This is a genomic window from Chryseobacterium barbadense (genome assembly GCF_042849955.1).
GTDB lineage: Bacteria > Bacteroidota > Bacteroidia > Flavobacteriales > Weeksellaceae > Chryseobacterium.
In genome coordinates this window covers 30772-54956 of record NZ_BAAFHL010000007.1, presented here as the reverse complement: position 1 = coordinate 54956, position 24185 = coordinate 30772, and the positions used below count along the sequence as shown (strand labels likewise).

The 24185-nt window shown below is 36.5% G+C and carries 21 protein-coding genes; 10 read left to right on the top strand and 11 right to left on the bottom strand.

Translation table 11 applies throughout. The features are described 5' to 3' along the window. Both ACGHIN_RS05480 and ACGHIN_RS05475 read right to left on the bottom strand, forming a co-directional pair. A complete protein-coding gene (locus tag ACGHIN_RS05480; RefSeq protein ID WP_390451542.1) occupies positions 1-951 on the bottom strand; it encodes a bifunctional metallophosphatase/5'-nucleotidase in 951 nt (316 codons plus the stop codon). Next, positions 951-1706, bottom strand: a complete 756-nt coding sequence (locus ACGHIN_RS05475) for a 5'-nucleotidase C-terminal domain-containing protein (RefSeq protein WP_390451540.1) — start codon at positions 1704-1706, stop codon at positions 951-953. The genes ACGHIN_RS05480 and ACGHIN_RS05475 overlap by 1 nt, the downstream gene beginning before the upstream one ends. A gap of 108 nt (positions 1707-1814) precedes the next feature. On the opposite strand from ACGHIN_RS05475, the gene dapA reads away from it, so the two are divergent. The 4 genes from dapA to ACGHIN_RS05455 all read left to right on the top strand — a co-directional run bounded on the left by dapA (position 1815) and on the right by ACGHIN_RS05455 (position 4620). Then, entirely contained in the window at positions 1815-2687 is an 873-nt protein-coding gene (gene dapA / locus ACGHIN_RS05470) for a 4-hydroxy-tetrahydrodipicolinate synthase (RefSeq protein WP_390451537.1), read from the top strand. 112 nt (positions 2688-2799) lie between these two features. After that, positions 2800-3303, top strand: a complete 504-nt coding sequence (locus tag ACGHIN_RS05465; protein ID WP_390451535.1) for a GNAT family N-acetyltransferase — start codon at positions 2800-2802, stop codon at positions 3301-3303. A gap of 293 nt (positions 3304-3596) precedes the next feature. Then, positions 3597-4178: a helix-turn-helix domain-containing protein gene (locus ACGHIN_RS05460; protein ID WP_390451534.1), complete on the top strand. Its 582-nt coding sequence runs from the start codon at positions 3597-3599 to the stop codon at positions 4176-4178. Next, positions 4171-4620 (top strand): response regulator, encoded by a 450-nt coding sequence (locus ACGHIN_RS05455; protein ID WP_390451531.1) that lies wholly within the window; start codon positions 4171-4173, stop codon positions 4618-4620. Before ACGHIN_RS05460 ends, ACGHIN_RS05455 begins: the two co-directional genes overlap by 8 nt. Before the next feature lie 548 nt (positions 4621-5168). Here the strand turns inward: ACGHIN_RS05455 and recG are convergent. The 8 genes from recG to ACGHIN_RS05415 all read right to left on the bottom strand — a co-directional run bounded on the left by recG (position 5169) and on the right by ACGHIN_RS05415 (position 16596). Continuing rightward, positions 5169-7253, bottom strand: a complete 2085-nt coding sequence (recG, locus tag ACGHIN_RS05450; RefSeq protein ID WP_390451529.1) for an ATP-dependent DNA helicase RecG — start codon at positions 7251-7253, stop codon at positions 5169-5171. After that, positions 7250-7792, bottom strand: a complete 543-nt coding sequence (locus tag ACGHIN_RS05445; RefSeq protein WP_390451526.1) for a hypothetical protein — start codon at positions 7790-7792, stop codon at positions 7250-7252. The genes recG and ACGHIN_RS05445 overlap by 4 nt, the downstream gene beginning before the upstream one ends. Before the next feature lie 120 nt (positions 7793-7912). Continuing rightward, positions 7913-8446: a thioredoxin family protein gene (locus ACGHIN_RS05440; RefSeq protein WP_390451525.1), complete on the bottom strand. Its 534-nt coding sequence runs from the start codon at positions 8444-8446 to the stop codon at positions 7913-7915. A gap of 44 nt (positions 8447-8490) precedes the next feature. Next, entirely contained in the window at positions 8491-10002 is a 1512-nt protein-coding gene (locus ACGHIN_RS05435) for a peptide MFS transporter (protein WP_390451523.1), read from the bottom strand. Between the two features lie 74 nt (positions 10003-10076). After that, positions 10077-11831 carry a peptide MFS transporter gene (locus ACGHIN_RS05430; protein WP_390451521.1) on the bottom strand — a complete coding sequence of 585 codons (1755 nt, stop codon included), beginning with the start codon at positions 11829-11831 and terminating at the stop codon, positions 10077-10079. Between the two features lie 133 nt (positions 11832-11964). Then, complete coding sequence (locus tag ACGHIN_RS05425; protein WP_390451520.1) at positions 11965-13620, bottom strand: peptide MFS transporter; 1656 nt, start codon at positions 13618-13620, stop codon at positions 11965-11967. Positions 13621-13750: 130 nt separating this feature from the next. Beyond that, the gene (locus ACGHIN_RS05420) at positions 13751-14461 is read right to left on the bottom strand and encodes a hypothetical protein (protein ID WP_390451518.1); all 711 of its coding nucleotides are present in this window, start codon (positions 14459-14461) and stop codon (positions 13751-13753) included. A 5-nt stretch (positions 14462-14466) separates the two neighbouring features. Beyond that, positions 14467-16596: a S9 family peptidase gene (locus ACGHIN_RS05415; protein ID WP_390451515.1), complete on the bottom strand. Its 2130-nt coding sequence runs from the start codon at positions 16594-16596 to the stop codon at positions 14467-14469. A gap of 121 nt (positions 16597-16717) precedes the next feature. On the opposite strand from ACGHIN_RS05415, the gene ACGHIN_RS05410 reads away from it, so the two are divergent. Then, positions 16718-17194 carry a hypothetical protein gene (locus ACGHIN_RS05410; protein ID WP_390451513.1) on the top strand — a complete coding sequence of 159 codons (477 nt, stop codon included), beginning with the start codon at positions 16718-16720 and terminating at the stop codon, positions 17192-17194. Positions 17195-17206: 12 nt separating this feature from the next. Further along, positions 17207-17392, top strand: a complete 186-nt coding sequence (locus ACGHIN_RS05405; RefSeq protein ID WP_062701290.1) for a DUF6496 domain-containing protein — start codon at positions 17207-17209, stop codon at positions 17390-17392. Positions 17393-17618: 226 nt separating this feature from the next. Here the strand turns inward: ACGHIN_RS05405 and glgP are convergent, their stop codons facing one another. Beyond that, entirely contained in the window at positions 17619-19283 is a 1665-nt protein-coding gene (gene glgP, locus ACGHIN_RS05400) for an alpha-glucan family phosphorylase (RefSeq protein ID WP_390451511.1), read from the bottom strand. Between the two features lie 155 nt (positions 19284-19438). Between glgP and ACGHIN_RS05395 the strand changes: the two genes are divergently transcribed. The 4 genes from ACGHIN_RS05395 to ACGHIN_RS05380 all read left to right on the top strand — a co-directional run bounded on the left by ACGHIN_RS05395 (position 19439) and on the right by ACGHIN_RS05380 (position 24175). Continuing rightward, positions 19439-20236: a hypothetical protein gene (locus tag ACGHIN_RS05395; protein WP_390451509.1), complete on the top strand. Its 798-nt coding sequence runs from the start codon at positions 19439-19441 to the stop codon at positions 20234-20236. Between the two features lie 359 nt (positions 20237-20595). Continuing rightward, positions 20596-21183 carry a DUF1572 domain-containing protein gene (locus ACGHIN_RS05390; protein WP_390451507.1) on the top strand — a complete coding sequence of 196 codons (588 nt, stop codon included), beginning with the start codon at positions 20596-20598 and terminating at the stop codon, positions 21181-21183. 72 nt (positions 21184-21255) lie between these two features. Then, complete coding sequence (gene mtaB, locus ACGHIN_RS05385; protein WP_390451504.1) at positions 21256-22602, top strand: tRNA (N(6)-L-threonylcarbamoyladenosine(37)-C(2))-methylthiotransferase MtaB; 1347 nt, start codon at positions 21256-21258, stop codon at positions 22600-22602. Positions 22603-22654: 52 nt separating this feature from the next. After that, complete coding sequence (locus tag ACGHIN_RS05380) at positions 22655-24175, top strand: FMN-binding glutamate synthase family protein (protein ID WP_390451501.1); 1521 nt, start codon at positions 22655-22657, stop codon at positions 24173-24175. The last annotated feature ends 10 nt before the right edge of the window (positions 24176-24185 follow it).

The following is a 24185-nucleotide window of genomic DNA, read 5'->3' as shown; positions in this document are numbered from 1 at the left end:
TTATACGGTTATGCTGCTATCTATTGCCTGGTTGTTCCAGGAAATGTGTTGTACATTTTTATTGGAATCGAAGTGAAAATCTATTCTGCCCAGAAGAAGTCCTGCCCAGCCTACCTGGTTCACCAGAACATTTTTGCCTTGTCTGTTTTGAAAAGTCTGAGGCTCCGGTAAAAAGGTATGGGTATGACCACCTAAAATCAGATCAATATTTTCTGTTTTAGCTGCTAAGATTTTGTCGCTTACTTTATTGGGATCGTCTCTGTAATCATATCCGATGTGGGATAAACAGATGACAAGATCACATTTTTGATTATTTTTTAAAAAATTGGAATAATGCTGGGCAACTTCAATGGGATCTGAATACACCGTTTCCTGATATTGCTTTTTCCCGACAAGTCCGTCCAGTTGGATGCCGACTCCGAAAATTCCGACCTTTATTCCGTTTTTGTTGAAGATTTTGTAAGGTGATGTTTTTCCGTCCAGAATGGTATTCTTAAAATCATAATTGGAACAGATAAAAGGAAATTTGGCGTTCGGTAAAACCTTTAAAAACCCATCTAAGCCGTTATCAAAATCATGGTTTCCCATTGTGGCAGCATCATACTTCATCATGGACATTAATTTGAATTCAAGTTCACCCCCGAAAAAATTAAAATAAGGGGTTCCCTGGAAAATATCACCGGAATCCAGTAATAGAACATTGTTTTCCTGGCTTCTGATCTGCTGAATCAGGCTGGCTCTTCTGGCAAAACCTCCCTGATTGGGATTTTTGGTATAGCTTTCGTCAAAAGGCTCTATTCTGCTATGCTGATCATTGGTATGCAGAATAGTAAGTTTGTTGGCGGACACGAAATTTTTGATCTTAAGATCTTCTGCCATCACCATTCCCGGAGCTAAAGCCATTGCTAAAGTTCCGCCACCTATTGCTTTTAAAAAATGTTTTCTGTCCATTACTTCTTACCGATAAAGTTTAAACGAATATCCGTGTTGGGAACAACCTCAGGATTTTTCTTGAAATACTCAATAAAAAGATCCCTCAATTTGATCCCTGTAGAAATCATCTCTCCTTTGGAAAAGAATTTCATATTATCTCCTCCCAAAGCCAGATAATCGGAAGTAGCAATATAATAATCCTGGCTGGGATTGACGGTTTTTCCGTTGATCAATGTTTTGGAAAGCTGTCCGTTATGGGTTTCAATATATAAATGGGAAACAGGGTTGTTCACCTGTGTTTTTGCATAATAGTCAAAAAGCCCCTGCAAATCCGTTCCTTTCATTTTTACAATAATGACCTCATTTTCGAAAGGCATCACTTCAAATACGCTTTTCAAAAGAATATCGCCCTTGCCAATCGAAGTGCGGATTCCTCCGATATTGATCAGAGCTGCATCCACTTCTTTTTTTAAATTGGCTTTCGTCCATTCATTAGCTCCGTCAAAAGTATAGTCTGCTAAAAGATTTCCCAGATTGCTGTTATCGCCTTGCTTAGTAAGGTCAATACTGGTATGAGAGATCTTTTGGTTCATTTCTCTGTCCAGCTTTTGCTTATAAGGTTCAATAACTTTTACAAATTCTTCATCATTTTTCAGCTCATTATTAATAGAAATATTTTTTTGTGTCTGCACGTTGACAACCTGCAAAGAAGTCGTTTTACAAGCTGTAAGTGAAACCAAAGCCATTCCTAGTAATAAGAATTTATTTTTCATAATTTCTTTTAGTATATGCAAATATAATTATATGTATAATAAAACATTAGTATTTATTACAAATTTCTTGGTCTAAATTATTAAATTTGGGGAAAATATTTCAAAAAAATGAGCATACTAAAAGGAGTAGGTGTTGCTTTGGTGACACCCTTTAATGAAGATTTATCCGTTGACTTCGACAGTTTGACAAAACTTGTGGAATACAACATTGAAAACGGAACCAATTATCTGGTTGTTTTAGGAACTACAGCAGAGGCAGCAACGCTTTCTGATGAAGAAAAGAAACAGGTGGTAGATCATATCATTAAGGTGAATAATAAACGTCTTCCTTTAGTATTGGGAATTGGTGGTAACAATACCCTTGAAGTAAAAAAACAGATCGAAGAAGCAGACCTTTCTGCTTTTGAAGCGGTATTGTCGGTATCTCCATATTATAATAAACCTAATCAGGAAGGTCTTTATCAGCATTATAAGGCTTTAGCTTCCACAGGAAAGAATATTATTATTTATAATGTACCTTCAAGAACGGGACAAAATATTGAGGCAGACACAACTTTGCGTTTGGCTAAAGAATTCCCGAATTTATTCCTGATCAAAGAAGCAGCACCGAATATTCTTCAGTATTTTGATATTTTGAGAAAGAAACCGGAAGGATTCTCTTTAGTATCGGGTGACGATGAATATACTTTACCAGTAACTCTTGCTGGTGGAGATGGAGTAATCTCTGTCATCGGGCAGGCTTATCCGAAGGAGTTTTCCACGATGGTACAATTAGCCTTTGAAGGGAAAGTGAAAGAAGCATACGAAATTCACAATAAACTGGTTGAAATCACCCGATTGATTTTTGCTGAAGGTAATCCATGTGGAATCAAAGTGGTTCTTGCTGAAAAAGGAATTATTAAAAACTACCTGAGACTGCCACTTGTTCCTGCTTCTGAGGGATTATATGCAAAGATAAAAGCGGAAATGGCAACGATCTGAGAGTGAATCGTCAATAGTGAATTGTGAGTTGGAATCGATTCATAATAATGATTGACCAATAAATATAATACAGTGAAAGGCCTGGCTTTTCACTTTTTTTAATCCAAAAAATATGAAACTAATCAAAGCGACGGAAAAAGATATTCCCCTGATTCAAGAACTGGCAAGAAGATCGTGGGAAAATGCATATGCTGAAATTCTTTCCGGTGAACAGATGGAGTATATGCTGGGAACTATGTATTCTCATGACGAGATTTTAGCCCATCTTCAGAATCCGGCCTATCATTATTATTTGATACTCGATGAAAATACAGGTTCTTTCGAAGGCTTCATTGGTTATGAGCATGGTTATGAAGAAGGCACCACTAAGCTTCACAGGATTTATCTTGTTCCGGAAAGTAAGGGAAAAGGATTTGGGAAAGAAGCGCTGAAGTTTCTTACCGGAAAAGTTCAGGAGAACGGGGACCGCAGAATCATTCTTAATGTCAATAAATACAATTCCGCGCAAAAATTCTATGAATCTCAAGGGTATAGAGTATATGACGAAGGGGTTTTTGATATCGGGAATAATTTTGTGATGGACGATTATCTGATGGAGTTTTTAATTCACGGATGATTGACTTAAAATTCTGTAAGATTTAATTATAATTCTATAACAAGTGATCTTTTTTTTTGAACCATCTTTGTGTCAGAACCAAATCACTTTTAAATAATACATTCATATGCTTGGTTTTAAGCTGTTTTAGCTTTTTATCAGTATATTTTTTTCATCCTTAGTGTTTAAATTCCTGTATTCAATAATGCAGGAGTTTTTTGCGTTTACATAAAAAGAATGAAAATTTCTGATCTAATTCACTTCATTATGAAATAAAGTGTTATATTTACTAAAATTTTTACACACTATACAGGATGAAAATGTACGTAAAATTTGATTTCAATGCGCTCTGTAAGAAAGTATTGGATGAAAAACTAAAAGAGCAAGGTATAAAGTACCGGCTGCTGAATTTTGGGGAAGTAGAATTTTATGAATCATTGACCCAAGAGCAGCATATGGTCTTTAAAAAAAACCTTGAAGATTATGGTATTGAAATCATTGAAGGCCAAAAAACAGCATTAGTGCAGAAAATAAAAGACGCTATTGTGGAACTGGTTTTCTCTGATGAGGTAGTTCCTGTGAAAGCTTCCATTTATATTGCGGAAAAGTTGAATCACAGCTACGGGTATTTGTCAAATTTGTTTTCTGAGGTTACCCACACTTCTATAGAGAATTTTATTATTCTTCAGAAGATTGAACACGCCAAGGAATTAATCATCAATAATAAGCAAAGCCTTACGGAAATTGCTCATAAGCTCAATTATTCCAGTGTGGCCCATCTGAGCACCCAGTTTAAAAATACTACGGGGATCACACCCTCACAGTTTCAGAAGATCATTGCAAAAAGGAGAAAAGCACAAAGCCAGTTAACTAACAGCAAAATACTTTATGAATAAAGAATATCTTAATGTTATCGTGGCTGACCATGAGGAAGGAAACCTGCTATGTATTAGAGATATATTAAAAGATCTGAAGATTGACGTCAAAATCCAGATGTTCTGGAATGGAGCGGAGCTGATGGAATATCTGAACAATGAAAATAATATTGTTCCCGAAGTTCTTTTTATAGCTTACAACCTTACAGAAAAAAGCGGATTGGAATGCCTGGAAAAAATAAAGCCGGAGAGCAGATTTGATAATATGGTGAATGTTATATATTCAGATCAATTCTCTGATGAGGAAATTGATGAGGCTTTTGTAAAAGGAGCAAACATTTGCCTTAAAAGTCCAAATGATTATAATGCTTTTAAAAAAGTGCTTACTGAGGTAATGACGGTCAATTGGCAATATCATACATCCGGAATGAATAAAGATAACTTTATCATGAAAGTCGGATAAAAACGGATTGTATTTGATACATAATATTCACACAGAAGTGAAAATTTTATAACGATTAATCATAATAATATAAAATATTATACCTCAGTATTATCAATTTTGTAATGCAAAGCAACAAGATCAAATTGATTGTAAGGCACAGATGATTATTTAGATTAGAAAGCTAAATATATAAATCACAATGTTAGTTTAAACAAAATGGATTATCAATTTCCAATGATAAAGCGTAGAAGATCTTTAAACAAAACGGTACAATCATGAAAACTCAATAATGGTTAAAGGATAGCATATTCGTTTCATTTTCATTCCTTTAACAAACATCAGTTAGTTTTTATAATAAGCAAGTTGGAAACATAATTCATTTTGTTTTTTTATATCCAAAGACTGCAGCTAAGCACCAATTCAATCCCTATAAGTATTTTCAAACCCGAGTCACAAAATATTAGCTGCAGATCCTTAGGATAGGTTAAAGAATACTAAAAGTAAATTTCTTCTAAATAACAGTTTTATAAGGGGACCGCGTTAAGATTTATCTTATCGCGGTTTTTTTATGATATTTTGCTCCACTTATTTTTTCCTTTATAGTATTTCAGGTAATAGTTTTTGATCACCTGATGATCTGGTCTTGTCAGCAAAGGATCGGCTTCAAGGATTTTTTCCACGGATTTTTTAGTGACTTTAATAATGGCGGAATCTTTTACAAGATCCAGCCTCTTAAAATCCACAACACCGCTTTGTTGCGTTCCTAAGATATCTCCCGGACCGCGAAGCTGCATATCCACTTCAGAAATTTTGAAACCGTCATTTGTTTCCGTCATGGTTTTAATACGGGTTCTGCTTTCGGTAGACAGCTTATCAGAAGTCATCAGGATACAATAACTTTGTTCGGCGCCTCTTCCTACACGTCCCCGAAGCTGATGTAGCTGGGATAATCCGAATCTTTCGGCACTTTCAATAACCATCACTGAAGCATTGGGAACATTGACCCCGACTTCAATAACTGTGGTCGCAACCATAATTTCGGCTTTTCCGGAAGCAAAATAGTTCATGGCAGCATCCTTTTCATCAGGTTTCATTCTTCCGTGAAGCATGGTCACATTGTATTCCGAAAAGGATTGTAAGATATGATCAAATCCTTCCATCAGATTTTTATAATCCAATGTTTCGGACTCTTCAATTAATGGATATACGAAATATACTTGTCTGCCTTTTTTGATCTCATCCCGGCAAAAATTATAAACAAAAACCCGGTCTTTCTCACGCCTGTGCGCGGTAATGATAGGCTTTCTTCCTACCGGCATTTCATCAATTACGGAAACATCCAGATCAGAATAAAAGCTCATCGCCAGAGTGCGTGGAATAGGAGTGGCGGTCATAATCAGAATATGTGGCGGAATCTTATTTTTCGCCCAGAGTTTGGCTCTTTGAGCAACGCCGAACCTGTGTTGTTCATCTATAATAGCCAAACCGAGCTTTTTAAACCGGACTTTGTCCTCTAAAACGGCATGGGTCCCAACTAAAATGGAAAGTATTCCGCTTTCAAGTTCTTCATGAATAATTTTTCGCTCAGATGCTTTCGTGGAACCCGTTAAAAGACGGACATTGATTGGCGTATTTTTTAATAAATCTTTTATGCCGTTATAATGTTGCTGCGCAAGAATTTCGGTAGGAGCCATCATACAGCTCTGAAAACCATTATCCATGGCGATCAGCATGGTAAGTAAAGCCACCATTGTTTTTCCCGAACCTACATCGCCCTGCAGAAGCCTGTTCATCTGGATCGGTTTTTTCATATCCTGCCGAATTTCTTTTAAAACCCTTTTTTGGGCATTCGTAAGCTCAAAAGGAAGATGATTTTGATAAAATCCTGTGAAATAATCTCCAACAATGGGGAAAGGATTTCCAAAGGACTGCGTTTTATGATGGAGCTTTTTCAATCCGTATCCTAACTGAAAAAAGAATGATTCCTCAAATTTCAAACGGTGATCCGCTTTTTCAAAATATTCTGTGCTTTTTGGAAAATGAATATTCAGATAGGTGTTCTGCCTTGAAAGGAATTTAAAAGACTTCATCACATATTCAGGCAAATTTTCCTGAATAAGATTAGGGATTTCCTTACAAATATTACGAAGAATCACCTGAAAAAATTTTTGGTTTAAGCCACGTTTCGTCAGTTTCTCCGAGCTTGGATAAATAGGTTTTAACCGGTTATCATTCTCTTTCTTTTCTTCAATTTCAATTTCCGGGTGCGGCATTGAAAACTGATTGTTAAAAAGGTTGACTTTTCCGAAAATATAGATTTCCCGGTTGATGGGGAGCTGTTCTTTCATCCATTTTGAATACTGGAACCAAACCAGATCCATCGTACCCGTGTCATCATTAAATTTAGCGGAAAGCCTTTTCGTTTTTCCGGTCTGGATTTCTTGAACCTGTGTGATTTTCCCTTTAAGCTGAACATCAAGATTATTCTCTTTGAGTTGCGAAATTTTATACACTTTATTCTTATCCAGATAACGGATAGGAAAGAAGTTCAGAAAATCTTCAACGGTAGATATTCCCAACACATTTTTAATGAGTTTGGCTCTTTCAGGACCAATTCCTTTCACATATTCTATGGAGGTTTCTAAAGTCATTGAGGAGTAACAGATGCTTTTTTGTAAGAATTAACAACTCCGAATATCAAACCGAGAATTCCGCCGATATAGCTAAAGTTATGAATGGTTCCTACAGTTATGAAACTTTTGAAATCAACGAGATCGCTAGGAATAAATCGATCACGAAATTCAGATTTCGGTTGATTGGAGAGGATAAAATTACCATATAACAATCCTATTATTCCCATGATCAATGTAATAAGAACAGCAACGAAAATAGATGACAGAGATACTTTAAACATTGTTTTCCAATCTTCATGTCTTAATCCGAAAATTCCTAAAATGAACCCCAGAAACAAACCAAACCACCATGTTGCTGAAAAGCCTACGATGGCTACTTTCTCTTTCGTGCTGTAATATTCTTCATCCAGCCTGAACTGGATAAATTTAAATTGATTATAATATTCAGGAGAAATACTATAAGTAAACTGATCATGAACAATTCCATACAAACCGGCAAGCAGGCTTGCACAGATTGCAACTAAGAAAATCGTCAGGTATTTTTTCAAAATGTTCATAAGAAGGCTCTAATTTCGGAAAAATAGAATGAAATTTAAAATTTAGGAGAATAAAAAAGACTTCCAAAAATTGAAAGTCTTAATCGTATGGGTAGCCGTATTTCGAAACTCAAATTACGGTTAATCTTTTATTTTAGATTTGAATTTTTTCTGATAATCCTCCCATTGTTCACGGGTACGGATTTTTTTGTATACATCTTTTGACATTAATTCTAAGTAAGGCTCAAGCTCTTTTGCAGATAGCTCTCCCTGAAGGATGGTAATCGGACCACCGGTTTCATCTAAAAATACTGTGCTTGGAACCGCTCCTACGTTCATATATTGGGTAAATTCATGCAAAGAATTTCTGCCTCTTTTCTGTTCCGTATTTGGGTTGGAAAATGTTCTGTCAAAAATTTCAATACTGTTTTTTTCTTCCGCATTGAATTTTACAGGATAATAATTTTCATTTAAAATCTCGGCGATTACGGAGTGGCCATAAGTCTTTTTATCCATAATCTTACATGGGCCACACCAATCTGCATAAAAATCAATAAGAATTTTTTTTGGATTTTCCTTTTGAGCTTTCAACGCTTCCTCAATCGTCATCCACTTTACCTGTGCAAAACTCAACTGAAGTGCTAACAGGCAGACTATGCTTAGAATTTTTTTCATAAATTTTTGTAATTACAATAAAAATAAGCATAAATTGCTTATCGTTATTTTACATCTTGCATTAATTTTTTCACATACGGTGATATCAAAATCAATACCACACCGGCAATTACTGCATATAATCCTAATTGTTTATAGCCTTCCGTATAGGTAATCAGGGCGTCATAATTCGTTGAACCTTCTTTTGCCGTAGCCATACTTGCTCCAATAATCCCGGCTACATACTGCCCGTAAGCAGAGGCTAAAAACCACATTCCCATCATCATTCCCTGAAGATTCTTGGTAGAAAGCTTCGTCATGATTGATAATCCGATAGGAGAAAGGCAAAGTTCTCCCAATGTGATAATTAAAAGGGCAATCGTAAAGAAGTTTAAAGATGTGATCCCTGCTGCATCAGCAAAAAGTCTTGTAGCAAATAATACATAATAACCTGCTCCAAGGAATATAAATCCTAATCCGAATTTAATAAGGGTGTTGGGCTCTATCTTTCTTTTATTCAGCCAGATCCATAATAAGCCTATAAGTGGCGCCAGGAAAATGATAAAGAACGCTCCTCCGGAATTGTTAACTCCATTCGGATCCAAGCCCAGAAGATCATTATTCAGATTCTTAGCGGCAAAAATGCTCAGGGACCCTCCGCTTTGCTCATAAATCCCCCAAAATAAAATGGAGAATAAAATGAAAACCAAAGCAGCCCAAAGTTTCTTACGTTCAGATGGTGTTACCTTAGTCATTTCATAGAATAGATAAAGAAGTGTAAGGGGACCAATTGTATACATAAAATAGTCCGTATATTGTGTTTTGGCAACCATTGTCATAATGATGGGAATGAAAACCAAAGACAATACATACACACCGTATTCTTTCCATTTGGCAATTGGAGCTGATTTGACTTCTGCTAAAGGATGTCCCGGCTGCAACCCAATTGTTCCTAAGCTTCTTTGAGTAAAGATAAAGTTGATCAAACTGATCACCATGACAACAGCTGCAAGTCCGAAAGCGATATTCCATCTTATACTTTCTGGAATCATTTTAGCTAACAGTTCTCCTTTTCCAATGGCAATACATAAATAACCACCCAATAAGGCTCCAAGATTGATTCCCGCGTAGAAAAGGGAAAACCCTGCATCGGCTCTTGCATCGTTCGGTTTGTACAGCTGGCCTACCATAGATGAAATATTGGGTTTAAAGAAACCTGTTCCCACAACAGTAAAGGCAATCCCTAAAAAGAAAAATTTGTGTGGATCGGCGGCAAGGATTAAGCTTCCGGCAATCATTAGAAGCCCACCCCAAAATAAAGATTTTCTGAAACCTAATATTTTGTCGGCAAAAAGACCGCCTATAAAAGTAAATGCATATACAAATGCCTGTGTTGCTCCATATTGAAGATTAGCTTCCACTTCGTGGAAATTGAGTTGGGAAATCATAAAGAAAACCAGCATTCCACGCATTCCGTAGAAGCAAAAACGTTCCCACATTTCAGAAAAGAAAAGGCTCCAGATCTGTTTTGGATATTTTCCTTTAAAATTCTGTATTTCATCCAGAGTTAAGCTCATTGTAAAAAATTTAGATTAACGAAAATAAAAAAAACCTCCGACTTTGCGGAGGTTTTATTATATTTTGATTGAAATTACTTCACACCATGCATCATTTTCTTCAATATCGGAGAAATTAATGCTAAGATAACAGCAGCAATACCACAAAGTACTACGAATACCATGAAGAATTCAAATAAGTTGTGGATTTCAAATCCTGCAAAAGTAGGATTCTGCGTCGGAAGCTGAGCTTTTTCGAATGCTGCAGCCTGATCAGCTGTCAACGTTACTTTTTTATCTAAAACATCTTGTAAGTTTACGCCAATCTCTTGGGCTTTTTTAAACTTATCTCCTGTTGCAGGAATAAGTGCTCCCAATGAACCTGCTAAAGCATACCCTGCTGCATTGGAAATAAAGAATACCCCATATAATAATGAAGCAAATCTTTTTGGTGCTAATTTACCTACTAAGGATAAACCAATAGGAGATAAGCAAAGCTCACCCATTGTCTGAATGAAGTATAAAAGCATTAACCATTTGATGGCTAATAATCCTGAGTTTCCAAGATCTTTTACGTTGTGTGCAATAATGAAATAACTCAATGCGATTAATGCTAAACCGATAGCCTGTTTCATTGGAGAAACCGGTTCTTTTCCGTTAGCTCTTAATTTATCCCACAATAAACTGAAAGGAAGTGCTAATAGTACAACGAAGATTCCGTTGAAAATCTGTACCATTGAAGGCGGCATATCCCATCCTAAGATGTTTCTGTCGGTCTGGTTATCTGCAATAAATGTTAAAGAAGAACCAGCTTGTTCGAAAGCTGCCCAGAAGAAAATAATAAAGAATGAAACGATATAGATTACCCAGATTCTTTGTCTTTCAACAGCATTTTCTGCAGAACTCATAATCAGGAACGCTAATGAAATCCCTGCAGAATAAATGAAAGGATAAATAATTCCCTTGATTAATTGTCCCATTTCCACAGAGCTGAATCCGAATTCTCCTACCAATAAATATCTGAAAGCAAAGAATAATACAACGAATATTCCTACTGTAATTCCTAAGGAAGCTCCTGAGAATTTAGCTGTCTGAGTTTCTCCTTCTTCAAAATCGGCACTTGTATTATGTTTTGGTAATCCACCGATTGGTCTTCCTTCCGGTGTTACCACATATTTATTTTTAAGGATAAAGAACGTTACCGTTCCGATGATCATTGCTATTGAAGCAGCAAGGAATCCCCATTTAAAGGCAAAAATGTCTCTTACTCCAGTGTCAGCATCTTTCACATCTCCTAAATATGGACAAATAAACTGTCCTAAAAACGCTCCGATGTTGATCCCCATATAGAAAATGGTGAAAGCGGAATCTAATTTGGATTTTTCCTGCTTCGGGTAAAGACTTCCTACCATCGAAGAAATGTTCGGCTTGAAGAACCCATTACCAAAAATAATAATGAATAAAGCCAGCCACATGATAAGTTTGGCACTTCCTATACTACCGGAAAATGTAGAAGCACTGATGAAAAGCAAAAACTGCCCAATAGCCATTAATGTACCCCCGATCAGGATAGCGTTTCTGTTTCCAATGTACTTATCTGAAATAAAACCTCCCAAAAGTGGAGTCAGATAACATAAAGCTAAAAATCCACCATAGATGATTGCTGCATCAGCTTCTTTTATCAATAGGGAATTTACCATGAAGAGCGTTAAAAGGGCTCTCATCCCGTAAAAGTTGAAACGCTCCCACATTTCTGTTCCGAAAAGAACCCATAAACCTTTTGGATGTCTGGAATTCTTATTCTCTACAAATTCATCCGGTTTCGGACTTAATGCTTCAGTATTATCCATTTTATTGTTAATTTTTGTTAAGACTAGCAAATATAGTTTTTTTTGAGTTTTTGACAAGGTTTTAATTTTATTTTAAACAAAAAAGCCGTAGAATTATTCTACAGCTTTTTATTTCTTGTTAAAAAAGGTGAAATTAATGTCCTTTTTCCTTCATAATTTTATTTAATCTCTTCAACATAGACGCGCCTAGTAATGTAGCAAAGATCAATAAAGCAAAATTGACAAGGAAGTAATTCATTTTATTGTCATAGCCATACCAGGTGCTCGCCAGGATACCGGAAAGTTTGTTTCCTACGGAGTTGGCCAGAAAGAACCCACCCATCATTAATGCCGTAATTCTGGCGGGAGAAAGCTTGGAAACAAAAGACAATCCCATTGGTGAAAGGCATAATTCTCCAATGGTAATAACTCCATAACTCGCAACCAGCCACCAAGGTGAAACTTTTACAGCTCCATTGTCTCCTGCCATAACAGCTAATACCATCACTAAACATGAAAGCGCCGAAATAAACAACCCTAACACAATCTTTGTTGGGGTTAAAGGCTCTTTACCTTTTCTTCTCAACATTGCCCAGAATCCTACCACAACCGGTGTTAAAGCAATTACCCAAAACGGGTTAATGGACTGGAATAATTCGGTATTGTATAAATAAACTTTCTGCTCCGGATTTTTTTCTAATTGAGCACGTTGTTCAGTCGAAATATTTTTGAAATAAATATCTTTTCCGGTAGTTTTAATAGTTTTTCCATTTGCATCTTTCTGAGATTGATACTGATCATCATAAACAGGAACTTCTTTATCTTCATATCCTTTTCCGTCAACCATATAAATGCCTTCCAAAGGCTTTTCTAAAGCCGCAGGAACGCTTCTGTCCGTATAATAATTAGCCCACCTTGTTAAAGCTGTTCCATTTTGTTTGAAAACCGCCCAGAAAAACATACTGACCAAAAATATGGAAAGTAAAGCTCCGATAGAAGCTTTCTCATCCGGCTTAGCTTTAAAATAAAGAGAAACATAGAAATAAATAACCGGAATACAGGCAAAAATAAATGCATCTGTGTTATCACTTCCTATAAGGTTCCCTGGAATAAACCAGCCGATTGCTCCGGCTATGATGGCAGGTAAAAAAACCTTCATCAAAATTTCGGAAAGTTTGGTATCTCCTTCCTGTACAGGCTTCATTTCTGCAGCATGAATATAATGTTTTCTACCTATACTAAAAATAACAAGTCCGATCAACATTCCCACTCCGGCGGTAATGAATGCTTCGCCCCAACCGAATTTATTCCGCATAAAAGCTGCAATAATATTACAGATGAAAGCTCCGATATTGATGCCCATATAGAAAATATTGTATCCGGAATCTTTATTGGCCTTATAAGGCTCTTCGGAATAAAGATTTCCTAATAAGGTGGAAATGGTTGGCTTAAAAAAGCCGTTCCCGATAATGATCAGTGCCAATGAGGTATAAAACAAAGAAAGATCTTTAAAAACACCCATTCCAATATAGCCTGCGGCCATCAAAATTCCTCCTAAATAAATAGATTTGATATACCCCAATACCCTGTCTGCCAAAAAGCCTCCGATAAAAGGCGTAAGATAGGTGAGGGCAATATAAGTCCCGAAAATGTCATCAGCTGTTTTATCAGGAAGTCCGAGACCGCCATTTAAACCGGTAGGTTCAATTACATATAGAACAAAGATTCCGAGAATCAGGTAATATCCGAAACGCTCCCACATTTCAGTAAAGAACAGATAAGGCAGGCCTTTAGGATGTTTAGTCTTCATATTTTCAAATTTCAAATTTCCCAAAAATAGGCTTTTAATTTTAATTGCTCAAACAAATAACAATTTACAGATATGATTAGTGGAATTAATAATAAAAAACCCTTTCAAAGTTTGAAAGGGTGCTTTGTATTTATTTTGATTTTTTAGTAGACATTGGAGGAGGTGGTGCAACTTCTACAACGTCAATAGCTACTTCTGCTTTTTCAGTTTTTACCAATCCACTTGCGAAATTTTCTATTTCATTTTTATATTCTCCATATTTATTGGCGAATGTATATACAGTAACCCCACAATAACCGTCAGAAGTCAGGTAATAATTTCCGATATACTCAAAATCTATTCCTTTTGTATTGGCACTATACTTTATATGAAGCATTTTGAGTCCATTTACGGTTCTGTATTCAGATTCTTTGAGTCTGAAATAATCGGCATTTTTCTGAATTCCAGATATAATCAGATCTTTTAAATTTTTAAGAGTCTGAATCGGAGCACTTTCGCTTACAAATAATGCAAATAAATTGGGTGAAGAGGAATGAGTGAAAACTTGCTCTAAAGTAGGCGAAGAAAAAGACACTTTGGTAGGTTTCCACTTTTTAGGATTGTAATATAATCCTGCATCTATTCTCTTGCTTTTTATCAAGAATGTCGCATCCTTTGATTTTTCAAATGGCTGTTCATTATTGGAAATTGTTTCAAGAGTTTTCTCGTCACTCTCGTTCACATATTTCCATGTTTTATTATCAAGAAGGACCACTTCTTTTCCATCCTCAGTAAGTGCCTTGATTTGAGACTTTACAGAAAACGAGATGATAACGGATGCTAGTAAAATTATTTTTTTCATAATAATTACAAATTTTCCAGAATAAAATCCGTCATTTTCTGATATAATTGAGATCTTGTATTTCCACCAAAAATACTGTGGTTTTTATCAGGATAAGCCATGAATTCAAACTGTTTTTTGTTTTGAATTAAAGCTTCGGAAAATTCCATAGAATTTTGGAAATGTACATTGTCATCTGCTGTTCCGTGGATCATTAAGAATTTACCCTTCAATAAATTAGCATATTCTGTCGGAGAGTTTTTGTCATATCCATCTGCATTTTCCTGCGGCGTTCTCATAAATCTCTCCGTGTAAACCGTGTCATAATATCTCCAGTTCGTTACCGGTGCCACAGCAATTCCTGCTTTGAAAACATCTGCTCCTTTCGTCATTGCTAAACTCGTCATATAACCTCCATAGCTCCATCCGAACATCCCGATTCTGCTCTTATCGATATAAGATTGATTTCCAAACCATTTTGCAGCTGTGATCTGATCTTCGATTTCATATTTTCCTAAATTCATATAGGTCACCTTCTTGAATTTAGCACCTTTATAGCCTGTTCCACGCCCGTCTACACAAGCTACAATATATCCTTTCTGAACCAAGTGATTAAACCATAATGCATTTCCGTTATCCCAAGAGTTGGCAACCTGTTGAGAACCCGGCCCTGAATACTGATACATAAATAATGGATATTTTTTATTCGGATCGAAGTTTTTAGGCTTCATAACCCATGCGTTCATCTGATCACCGGCTGAATTTGGAATAGTGATAAACTCTTTCACTACAAAATTATCACTCTGAAGCTTTTTCAGCTGTTCGTTATTATTCTGTAATTCTTTTACTGTTTTCCCGTTTCCATCCTTTAAGACATAAGTAAATGGTCTTGCAGCTGTAGAAGAAGTTTCAATGAAATAATTATAGTTTTTGCTGAAATTGGCCGCATTATTTCCTTCGGCGTTGGAGATCAGCTGAGATTTTCCGTTTTCGATATTGATCTTGGAAATTACTTTATTGATGCTTCCTTTTTCTGTAGTTTGAACATAAATTTCTTTAGATTTCGGATTGTAACCGTAATAATCTGTTACTTCCCAGTTTCCTTTGGTTACCTGCTTTTTCAGTTTCCCATCCTTGTCATACCAGTATAAATGGCGGTTTCCATCTCTTTCGGAGCCCCAAAGGAAAGAATCATCCTCTAAAAATTCCAGGGTAGGATTGTCCATATCAATCCATTTTTCATCCGTTTCGGTAAACAATTTCTGAACAGCACCCGTTTTGGTGTTCACTTTTAAAACATCTGCGGCATTCTGAATTCTGTCAGAAGTAATCAAAACGATTTCATCAGCTTTTGCAGTCTGGAAAACATTCGGGATATAATAATTTTTAAAAGAGCTTAAATTCAAAGGAACCGTTTTTCCTGAATCCAAACGGTATAACAATGCTGAAACCACAGAATTTTTCTCCCCGGCTTTAGGGTACTTATAACGCATTTCTGTAGGATAAAGAGATTTTCCGTAGATCGGAATATAGATTTCCGGAACTTCACTTTCATCAGACTTTACAAAAACAACCGCATCGGAGTTTTTCGTCCATTCATATTGTCTTGCGTGCCCGAATTCCTCTTCATATACCCAATCTCCCAATCCGTTAATGATTGAATTTTTCTTACCATCAGTTGTAATTTGTGTGATTTTTCCTGAAGTTAAATCCTGGTAAAATAAATTATTATCTGCAATGAATGCTACTTTGGTGGCATCCGGAGAAAATCTTGGCTCCTGAACAGGTTTTCCATCATTTACGTTGATTACTTTTCCGGATTTTAGATCTTTTACCTCAAATTTTCCTAAAAAAGAATGTCTGTAAATCGGCTGGCTTTCCTTTAGCAACAGAATTTTAGATTCATCATCGGAAAATTCATAGCTTTGGAACTGGCCGTCAACAATATTACCTTCTTTTTGAGAGGTTTTGTAGGAATATTTGGCAATTCCGCCTTGTTCTATAACCAAATAATTTTCGCCGTTTTTCATGGAAGTGATTCCTGCGATCCCCTTTCCACGGTAATATCCGGAATATATTTTATCTAAAGTGATTTCCTGAGCTGTTACATTCTGAAACACAGCAGCGATGGTAAGCGTTAATAATATTTTTTTCATTTTAAATTTTAAAGAAATCCAAAGATAACAATTTTATCAAATGCATAAAAAACCTTTTTAGACAAGAGCTTTGGCAAAAAAATTGAATGTATACTAATGAAATCAAATTAAAATAATAATTATGGAAACGAATGCTTACAACCAGAAACTGAACCGTTACGTGTTGAATGACCAGATTATTTATACAGGATTTTCAAGTTTTAAAGATGCAGAAGAGTGTGCCCAGAAAAAAGGGGGAAGTTTGGTGGAGGTTGCTTTTAAAGACGGAAATGATAATCCGGAAATTACAGACAATGAAGCAGGACTTATTGAAAAACAACTTCATTATTTTGTAGATGCGGGGGATGAATACAAGTTTATCCATTCATCTGATCCCGGATTCAGAAAATATGCGGACGAATTGCAGAAGATAAAATCAAAACTGAGAGAAGATGCAATAGATGAAAGGTATTTAGCCAATTTTGAGATCGAAAATGCGGAAGATCCGATTGTGGTGCTCAAAAATGATCACTTTGAATCGGTAACTTCAAGAGAGCGTTCAAAATATTTGAAGCATGCTAAAGTCTATGAATTAGGGGTATCCCTGCCAAAATCTTAAACAAATCTTATCATGAGCAAGACAAAATATTCAGAGAAAGCTCAGGACAAAGTAGGAAAAGTAATGCATGAATTCAAGGAAGGGAAATTGAAATCTTCTTCCGGGAAAAAAGTGACAAGCAGAAAACAGGCTGTAGCCATAGGTATTTCTGAAGCGCGAGAAAAAGGGTTGAAAGTACCTAAAAAGAAAAAAGATTAATTAACAATAAAAGCAGCCCGGAGAAACTCTCCGGGCTGCTTTTATTATAGATATATTGATAAGAACGTCAGTTCGAGTAATTTTCGGAATGAAATGGAGAAAATGTATCGAGAACTTTTTTGTATTGTAATAACTTCTCGATACGATTTTTTCAAAATCTACTCGAAGTGACGGAATATCTCAATGAGCTGTTTGTTTTCTCAATCATTTCGTCTTTTCGCCTCAATTACCCCTTGTAATTATAAAGCACCTGATAATATTCATCTGCCATTCTGTCGCTGTTAAATTGATCTTTAACATCACTCATCGCATTATGCTGAATTTTTCTCCATTGATCCGGATGATCATAATAAGTTGGAAGGATCTCATTTTCAAGAAGTTCATATAATTTGTTTAAATCATAATTATCCTGCTCGTAAATACTCATATTCAGATAATCTGCTTTGGGAACTACGAATGAATTCTCGCCGTGTTTTGAAAATTCCGGGATCCATCCGTCATCTGTAGATAAGTTAACAGAACCGTTCATGGCAGCCGTCATTCCGGAAGTTCCCGAAGCTTCTCTCGGAACTCTCGGATTATTCAGCCAAAGATCGGAACCTTGCTTTAATGATTTGCTTAAGGAAAGCTCATACCCCGTTAAAACGGCCATATTTTTATGATTTTTACTTTCCTCTACCAATGTATTAAAGGTGGAAATAGCAGAATAATCCATCGGATATGGTTTTCCGGACCAAATGATCTGTACCGGGTATTTTGGATTATTTAATAATTTATAGAATCTGTCTTTGTCATGTAAAAGAAGATCAGCGCGCTTATAACCTGCAAATCTTCTTGCCCAGACTATAGTGAACACATTTGGGTTGAATAAATTACCGGTCTGATCTGCCACGATTTTGAAAAGCCTCTTTTTTAAATGCTTTTTGCGGTAATCAAAAACCGTTTCATCATTCTCATCTTTTGCATTATAAAGCGGTTTGTCAGCCCAGTATTTGAATTCCTGAGCATTGGTAATGGAAGTGATTTCGCAGATTCCCGGATATTTACTCCACATCGCTCTTGAGACAACACCATGAAGCTGTGACACTCCATTTGCAATTCTTGCCATTTTCAAAGCACAAAGAGAATGGTTGAAGCGATCGTCATCTACGCCTTCAATGCTTTTCACATCTTCCATGCTGAATCCTGAAAAATAGGACATATCATAGCATAATCTGAGATTATGTTTTTCATTTCCGGCCTCTTCCGGAGTATGTGTGGTGAAAACAAGCTTTTCTTTTACCCTGTTCAGGTCACCGTTGTATTTTTTCAATAGGTGAAATGCAGCCGGAAGTCCGTGAGCTTCATTCAAATGATAAATGTCCCGTTCGATATTGATCTCGTCTAACAATTTAGCACCGCCTTTTCCTAATAAAATATATTGGGCAAGCTTCGTAGATTCGTTGGCATCATATAATTTGTGGCAGATGGTTTTCGAAACATGGTCATTTTCAGGAACATCTGTGGAAAGGAAAAACATAGGTGCCGTATTGAAAATCTCAGGATCAAGGTACCATACTTTTACCCAAACCGGGGCACTGTGAATTTCAATCTGAAATTTAATTCCCGTATCTTCAAGGAAACTGTACATTTTTCTGGTCCATACCGGTTGTAGCGTCTGGTCGTGGTTTCTTGCCTGGTCATAGTATCCGAATTTCCAAAGAATCCCGATTCCGATGAGATCCTGTTTCAGGTTATAGGCACTTCTCATGTGAGATCCTGCTAAAAACCCCAACCCTCCGGAATATATTTTCAATACCTGCTCAATGGCAAACTCCATTGAAAAATAGGCTACTTTTTTAGAATATTGTGGATGTACGCTGTAAGGTATTTTAAAGTTTTTAAAATCCATAAAACTGTGTTTTTTGTATGTGAAGGGGCAAAGGTATTAATTATGAAAATAAACTTTATATTAATTATATAATAAATTATTCTAAAACTATCTGTTGAATAGTTTTTTTACTTACCTTTAGATTGTAAATTTTTGATAATCAAAAACTTTTCATTATGAAAAAGATGTTTTCAGATGAAGATTTAATCAAGAATCTAAGCTTATACTACCTTAATCGACATTTGAAAAAAAAGCCGATAGAAAAGTATCACCGTACTATAGACGAATCTCCGCTTCATGACCGCGAAAAATATAAGAAGAAGTCTGAGATTTTACTCCTTAATTCTTTCATGCATCATTTTCCGGAAGTTACTTTTGAAAATCTTACCTGCGAAAGCCCCGATTTTATTGCTAAATTCAACGACAAAAAGATTGGTATCGAGCTTACCGAAGTGATCAATCATCTGGAAATGAAAAAGGTTGAAAGCTGTTTAAACAAGATTTTCCGTCAGGCTGAAATATTATTGGAACAAGAAGACACTACGAAATATCGTGGTGTTTATTTTTTAGAATTCCACCCACACATCAAGTTTGACAAGTTGGAAGATCAGCAGGAAATCATTCTGGCTATTTACAAAAGCATTAAAAAGAATAAGCCGGCCGGTTGTGTGAAAAGTGTCAGAAAATCTTTCCACCGCAGAAATGTTTTCATTACCCATGAATACAATATGAATCTCTTCGATGAGCTTTGCTCTGAAAAGATCTTGGAGCTGATCGAAAAAAAGAACGAAAAGTTTCCGTATTATGATACCTCCGTAGACGAATGTTGGCTGGTAATTGTCTCCGACATGAATTCTCTGGCTTCGCGTTATACTTTTATCCAGGATAAGGAACATTTAAAGGAAGTGAAAAGCCCTTTCCATAAAATTTACCACCTTGAAAATCTTTGCGGGAATATTACGAGCATAAAATAATACCTGAAATTTTCCGGTGTATTTGTCATTCTGAACGAAGTAAAAGCGTAGTGAAGAATCTAAATTATTTAAACGCAAAGACCACAACGTTTTTCTAAATGAAACTGTTTTAAGTTAGCAAAGGCGTTTCACTTAGCAAAATATTACAAAGCTTCATCAACGAAGTTAGTCTTTGCTTACTTAAAGCTATCAAGTTTAATTATTAAATCTTTGCGTTAAAATTACCATCTAAAGACACCATACAGATTCTTCACTATGTTTTGAATGACAACTGTGTTGAATCACAATAGAATTTATCAATTCAAGTTTGAATATTCAATCTCCTTTTCTTTTTACATTTGAGAGAAACTACGTAAAAAATGAAAGATCTATTTATCAAACGTTTCGAATATTATAAATCTCTTGGAGACAAAACATTTGAGCAGCTTTCCGATGATCAGGTTTTCTGGCAATACAACGAAGAAAGCAATTCAATTGCCACTATTGTAAAACATGTGGCAGGAAATATGCTGTCACGATGGACCAATTTTCTGACGGAAGACGGAGAGAAATCCTGGAGGAACCGTGATGAAGAGTTTGTGAATACATTTACCACCAAGCAGGAAGTTCTGGATTATTGGGAAAAAGGCTGGAAATGTTTGTTTGATGCGTTGGAACAAATCACGGATGAAAATGTATATGCCACTATTTATATAAGAGGAGAGGCGCATTCGGTAATTGATGCGGTTTTCCGCCAGCTTGCTCATTATCCTTATCACATCGGGCAAATCGTGTATATTGCGAAGATGATAAAAAATGAGAACTGGAAGACCCTATCCATAGCCAGAAACAAATCCAAAGAATTTAATTCCGAAATGAAAGATAAATTTTCCGGCGGTGAAAGCCCCAGCTCGTCACCCGTTTGTTATCAAAACAGTCCGGAAGTAAGGGATGAATACAAGCAATAGATCCAATCAATTTACTATTGTGATTAAAATTCTTATCTTTGCACCCAGGAAAAAATCAGGAAGTATACGGACATGTCTCATCTTCATAAAACTGCTGCATATCATACCCTTGGCTGCAAATTGAATTTTGCGGAAACATCTACTATTGCCCGTCAATTAACAGATGCAGGTTATGATAAGGTGGGTTTTGATGATCATGCTGACATTTATGTGATCAATACCTGCTCCGTAACTGAAAATGCAGATCGTGAATGTAAACTTCACGTGAAAAGAGCCATGAAAGCTAATCCGGAAGGTTTGGTGGTGATCGTTGGATGTTATGCCCAGCTGAAACCTGAAGAAATTTCACAGATCGAAGGGGTGGATCTCGTTTTGGGAGCCAAAGAGAAATTCAATATCTTAAGTTATCTTGATGATTTGAAAAAATCCGAAAGTGAAGGTATTGTTCACTCTTGTGAAATTGAAGAAACCGATTTCTTTATCGGAAGCTATTCCATCGGGGACAGAACCCGAGCTTTTCTGAAAGTCCAGGACGGATGCGATTATAAGTGTACCTACTGTACGATTCCTTTGGCAAGAGGGATCTCCCGTTCGGATACGATTGAAAATGTATTGAAAAATGCCAAAGAAATTGCAGAGAGAAATATTAAAGAAATTGTTCTTACAGGAGTAAACATAGGAGATTACGGAAAAGGTGAGTTCGGAAATAAAAAGCATGAACATACTTTCTTAGATCTTATTTCAGAACTTGATCAGGTAGAAGGGATTGAAAGAATCCGTATTTCTTCCATTGAACCCAATCTTTTAAAGGACGAAAGTATAGAGCTTGTTTCTAAAAGCAAAAGCTTTGTGCCGCATTTCCACATCCCGTTACAATCCGGAAGTGATGATTTGTTGAAAAAAATGAAACGTCGTTATCTGACCAAACTATACAACGACAGAGTCAACAAAATCCGTGAGGTAATGCCTCATGCTGCTATTGGTGTAGATGTTATTGTAGGATTTCCGGGAGAAACCGAAGAAAGATTCATGGAAACCTATAATTTTTTGAACAAGCTTCCGATTACGTATTTACATGTCTTCACCTATTCTGAAAGAGAAAATACCGAAGCTGCCGAAATGGATGGGGTAGTTCCCATAGCCGAAAGAAAAAAACGCAACAAAATGCTGAGAATCCTTTCTGAGAAGAAGAAAATGGCATTTTACCAGACCCAGCTTGGAAAAACACTTCCTGTACTTTGGGAACATGAAAATAAAGACGGAAAAATGTTCGGCTTCACAGAAAACTATGTGAGGGTGCAAAAAGATTTTGATCCGGCTTCAGTCAATCAGATAGAATTTCTAAATTTAGAAAAAATCCTGTCAGATGGCACAGTTTCTGTGCAATCTTCTTACGAAAGTTTTTTAGCAAAAGCCTGATTCTTTGCTAAATTTCCACTACATTTATTTTTAACTTTTAAATATTACATTCATGAGAGATAAGTTTTTATCTTGGGGAATTGTATTGGTAGTTGCTACATGGATTATAGCATTACTGATCAGAGCACATTATTGGATACCGATTTTGTTATCCGCCATTTATGGATTGGGCGTTTACAATGCTTATCAAACCAAACACGCTATTCTAAGGAACTTTCCTGTTTTAGGGTATTTCAGGTACTTTTTTGAAGGAATTTCGCCTGAAATGCAGCAGTATTTCATCGAAAGAGAAACAGATGGGAAACCGTTTCCGAGAAACCAGCGTTCAGCAGTGTACAGACGTGCTAAGAACTTGGGCGATACTGTAGCTTTTGGAACACAATTAGAAGTTAATCACAGAAAATACGAAGGAATTAAACATTCCATTTATGCGAAATCTCCGGCAGAAGAGCTGCCGAGAGTTTGGGTAGGAGGAGAGCAGTGTACACAACCTTATCACGCTTCTTTGTTCAATATTTCTGCCATGAGTTTCGGGTCATTGAGCGACAGAGCTCAGGTTTCATTAAATAAAGGTGCTAAAAAAGGTAACTTCTACCACAATACGGGAGAAGGAGGAATTTCTCCTTATCATCTTGAAGGTGGCGGAGATTTATGCTGGCAAATCGGGACCGGGTATTTTGGATGCAGGGATGAAGAAGGAAAGTTCAATCCTAAGCTGTTTGCCAAATATTCCACGCTTCCCAATGTGAAGATGGTTGAAATTAAATTGTCTCAAGGTGCAAAGCCTGGTCACGGAGGGGTTTTGCCGGGTGTAAAAAATACCCCTGAAATTGCAAAAATCCGTCACGTAACTCCGGGAATGACTATTATTTCTCCGCCATCGCATTCCTCTTTTTCAGATGCGGCAGGATTGCTGAGGTTTGTGCAGCAGTTGAGAGAGCTTTCAGGGGGAAAACCTGTTGGGTTTAAACTTTGTATCGGAGATACTAAAGAATTTGAAGATATCTGTGTTCAGATGAATGTCTTGAAAATTTATCCGGATTTCATTACTGTTGATGGGGCAGAAGGAGGAACAGGAGCAGCTCCGCCGGAATTTTCAGACGGAGTGGGAATGCCTTTGGAGCCGGCTTTGATCTTCGTGAACAGAACGCTTAAGAATTATAATCTGAGAGATAAATTAAGAGTGATTGCGAGCGGAAAAGTATTAACGAGTCTAGATATTCTGAGAGCAATTGCAATGGGAGCAGATATGTGCAACAATGCAAGAGGATTTATGTTTGCCTTAGGCTGTATTCAGGCTTTAAGATGTAATTCGAATAATTGTCCTACCGGAGTGGCAACCCAGGATAAAATGCTGATCAAAGGGCTCGATGTCACGGATAAAAGTGAAAGGGTATACCATTTCCATAAAAATACGCTTCATACCTGTAATGAATTGATTGCTGCAGCCGGAAGAAGCTCTTATGAGGAAGTGGATGCCACTATGTTTATGAGAGGGGATGAGTTTGATCATCTTTCTGATCTGTATTTCCCGGATATTTTAGGAAATGTGAAGCAGAGAACTCAGTTTTAGAGAAAAAAAA

Coding starts and splice junctions, on each gene's coding strand:
- mtaB (WP_390451504.1), top strand. CDS start 21,256: ATGTCTCATCTTCATAAAACTGCTGCATATCATACCCTTGGCTGCAAA.
- ACGHIN_RS05425 (WP_390451520.1), bottom strand. CDS start 13,620: ATGAAGACTAAACATCCTAAAGGCCTGCCTTATCTGTTCTTTACTGAA.
- ACGHIN_RS05420 (WP_390451518.1), bottom strand. CDS start 14,461: ATGAAAAAAATAATTTTACTAGCATCCGTTATCATCTCGTTTTCTGTA.
- ACGHIN_RS05445 (WP_390451526.1), bottom strand. CDS start 7,792: ATGAACATTTTGAAAAAATACCTGACGATTTTCTTAGTTGCAATCTGT.
- ACGHIN_RS05465 (WP_390451535.1), top strand. CDS start 2,800: ATGAAACTAATCAAAGCGACGGAAAAAGATATTCCCCTGATTCAAGAA.
- glgP (WP_390451511.1), bottom strand. CDS start 19,283: ATGGATTTTAAAAACTTTAAAATACCTTACAGCGTACATCCACAATAT.
- ACGHIN_RS05415 (WP_390451515.1), bottom strand. CDS start 16,596: ATGAAAAAAATATTATTAACGCTTACCATCGCTGCTGTGTTTCAGAAT.
- dapA (WP_390451537.1), top strand. CDS start 1,815: ATGAGCATACTAAAAGGAGTAGGTGTTGCTTTGGTGACACCCTTTAAT.
- ACGHIN_RS05460 (WP_390451534.1), top strand. CDS start 3,597: ATGAAAATGTACGTAAAATTTGATTTCAATGCGCTCTGTAAGAAAGTA.
- ACGHIN_RS05455 (WP_390451531.1), top strand. CDS start 4,171: ATGAATAAAGAATATCTTAATGTTATCGTGGCTGACCATGAGGAAGGA.
- ACGHIN_RS05440 (WP_390451525.1), bottom strand. CDS start 8,446: ATGAAAAAAATTCTAAGCATAGTCTGCCTGTTAGCACTTCAGTTGAGT.
- ACGHIN_RS05390 (WP_390451507.1), top strand. CDS start 20,596: ATGAAAGATCTATTTATCAAACGTTTCGAATATTATAAATCTCTTGGA.
- ACGHIN_RS05435 (WP_390451523.1), bottom strand. CDS start 10,002: ATGAGCTTAACTCTGGATGAAATACAGAATTTTAAAGGAAAATATCCA.
- ACGHIN_RS05475 (WP_390451540.1), bottom strand. CDS start 1,706: ATGAAAAATAAATTCTTATTACTAGGAATGGCTTTGGTTTCACTTACA.
- ACGHIN_RS05380 (WP_390451501.1), top strand. CDS start 22,655: ATGAGAGATAAGTTTTTATCTTGGGGAATTGTATTGGTAGTTGCTACA.
- ACGHIN_RS05480 (WP_390451542.1), bottom strand. CDS start 951: ATGGACAGAAAACATTTTTTAAAAGCAATAGGTGGCGGAACTTTAGCA.
- ACGHIN_RS05410 (WP_390451513.1), top strand. CDS start 16,718: ATGGAAACGAATGCTTACAACCAGAAACTGAACCGTTACGTGTTGAAT.
- ACGHIN_RS05405 (WP_062701290.1), top strand. CDS start 17,207: ATGAGCAAGACAAAATATTCAGAGAAAGCTCAGGACAAAGTAGGAAAA.
- ACGHIN_RS05430 (WP_390451521.1), bottom strand. CDS start 11,831: ATGGATAATACTGAAGCATTAAGTCCGAAACCGGATGAATTTGTAGAG.
- ACGHIN_RS05395 (WP_390451509.1), top strand. CDS start 19,439: ATGAAAAAGATGTTTTCAGATGAAGATTTAATCAAGAATCTAAGCTTA.
- recG (WP_390451529.1), bottom strand. CDS start 7,253: ATGACTTTAGAAACCTCCATAGAATATGTGAAAGGAATTGGTCCTGAA.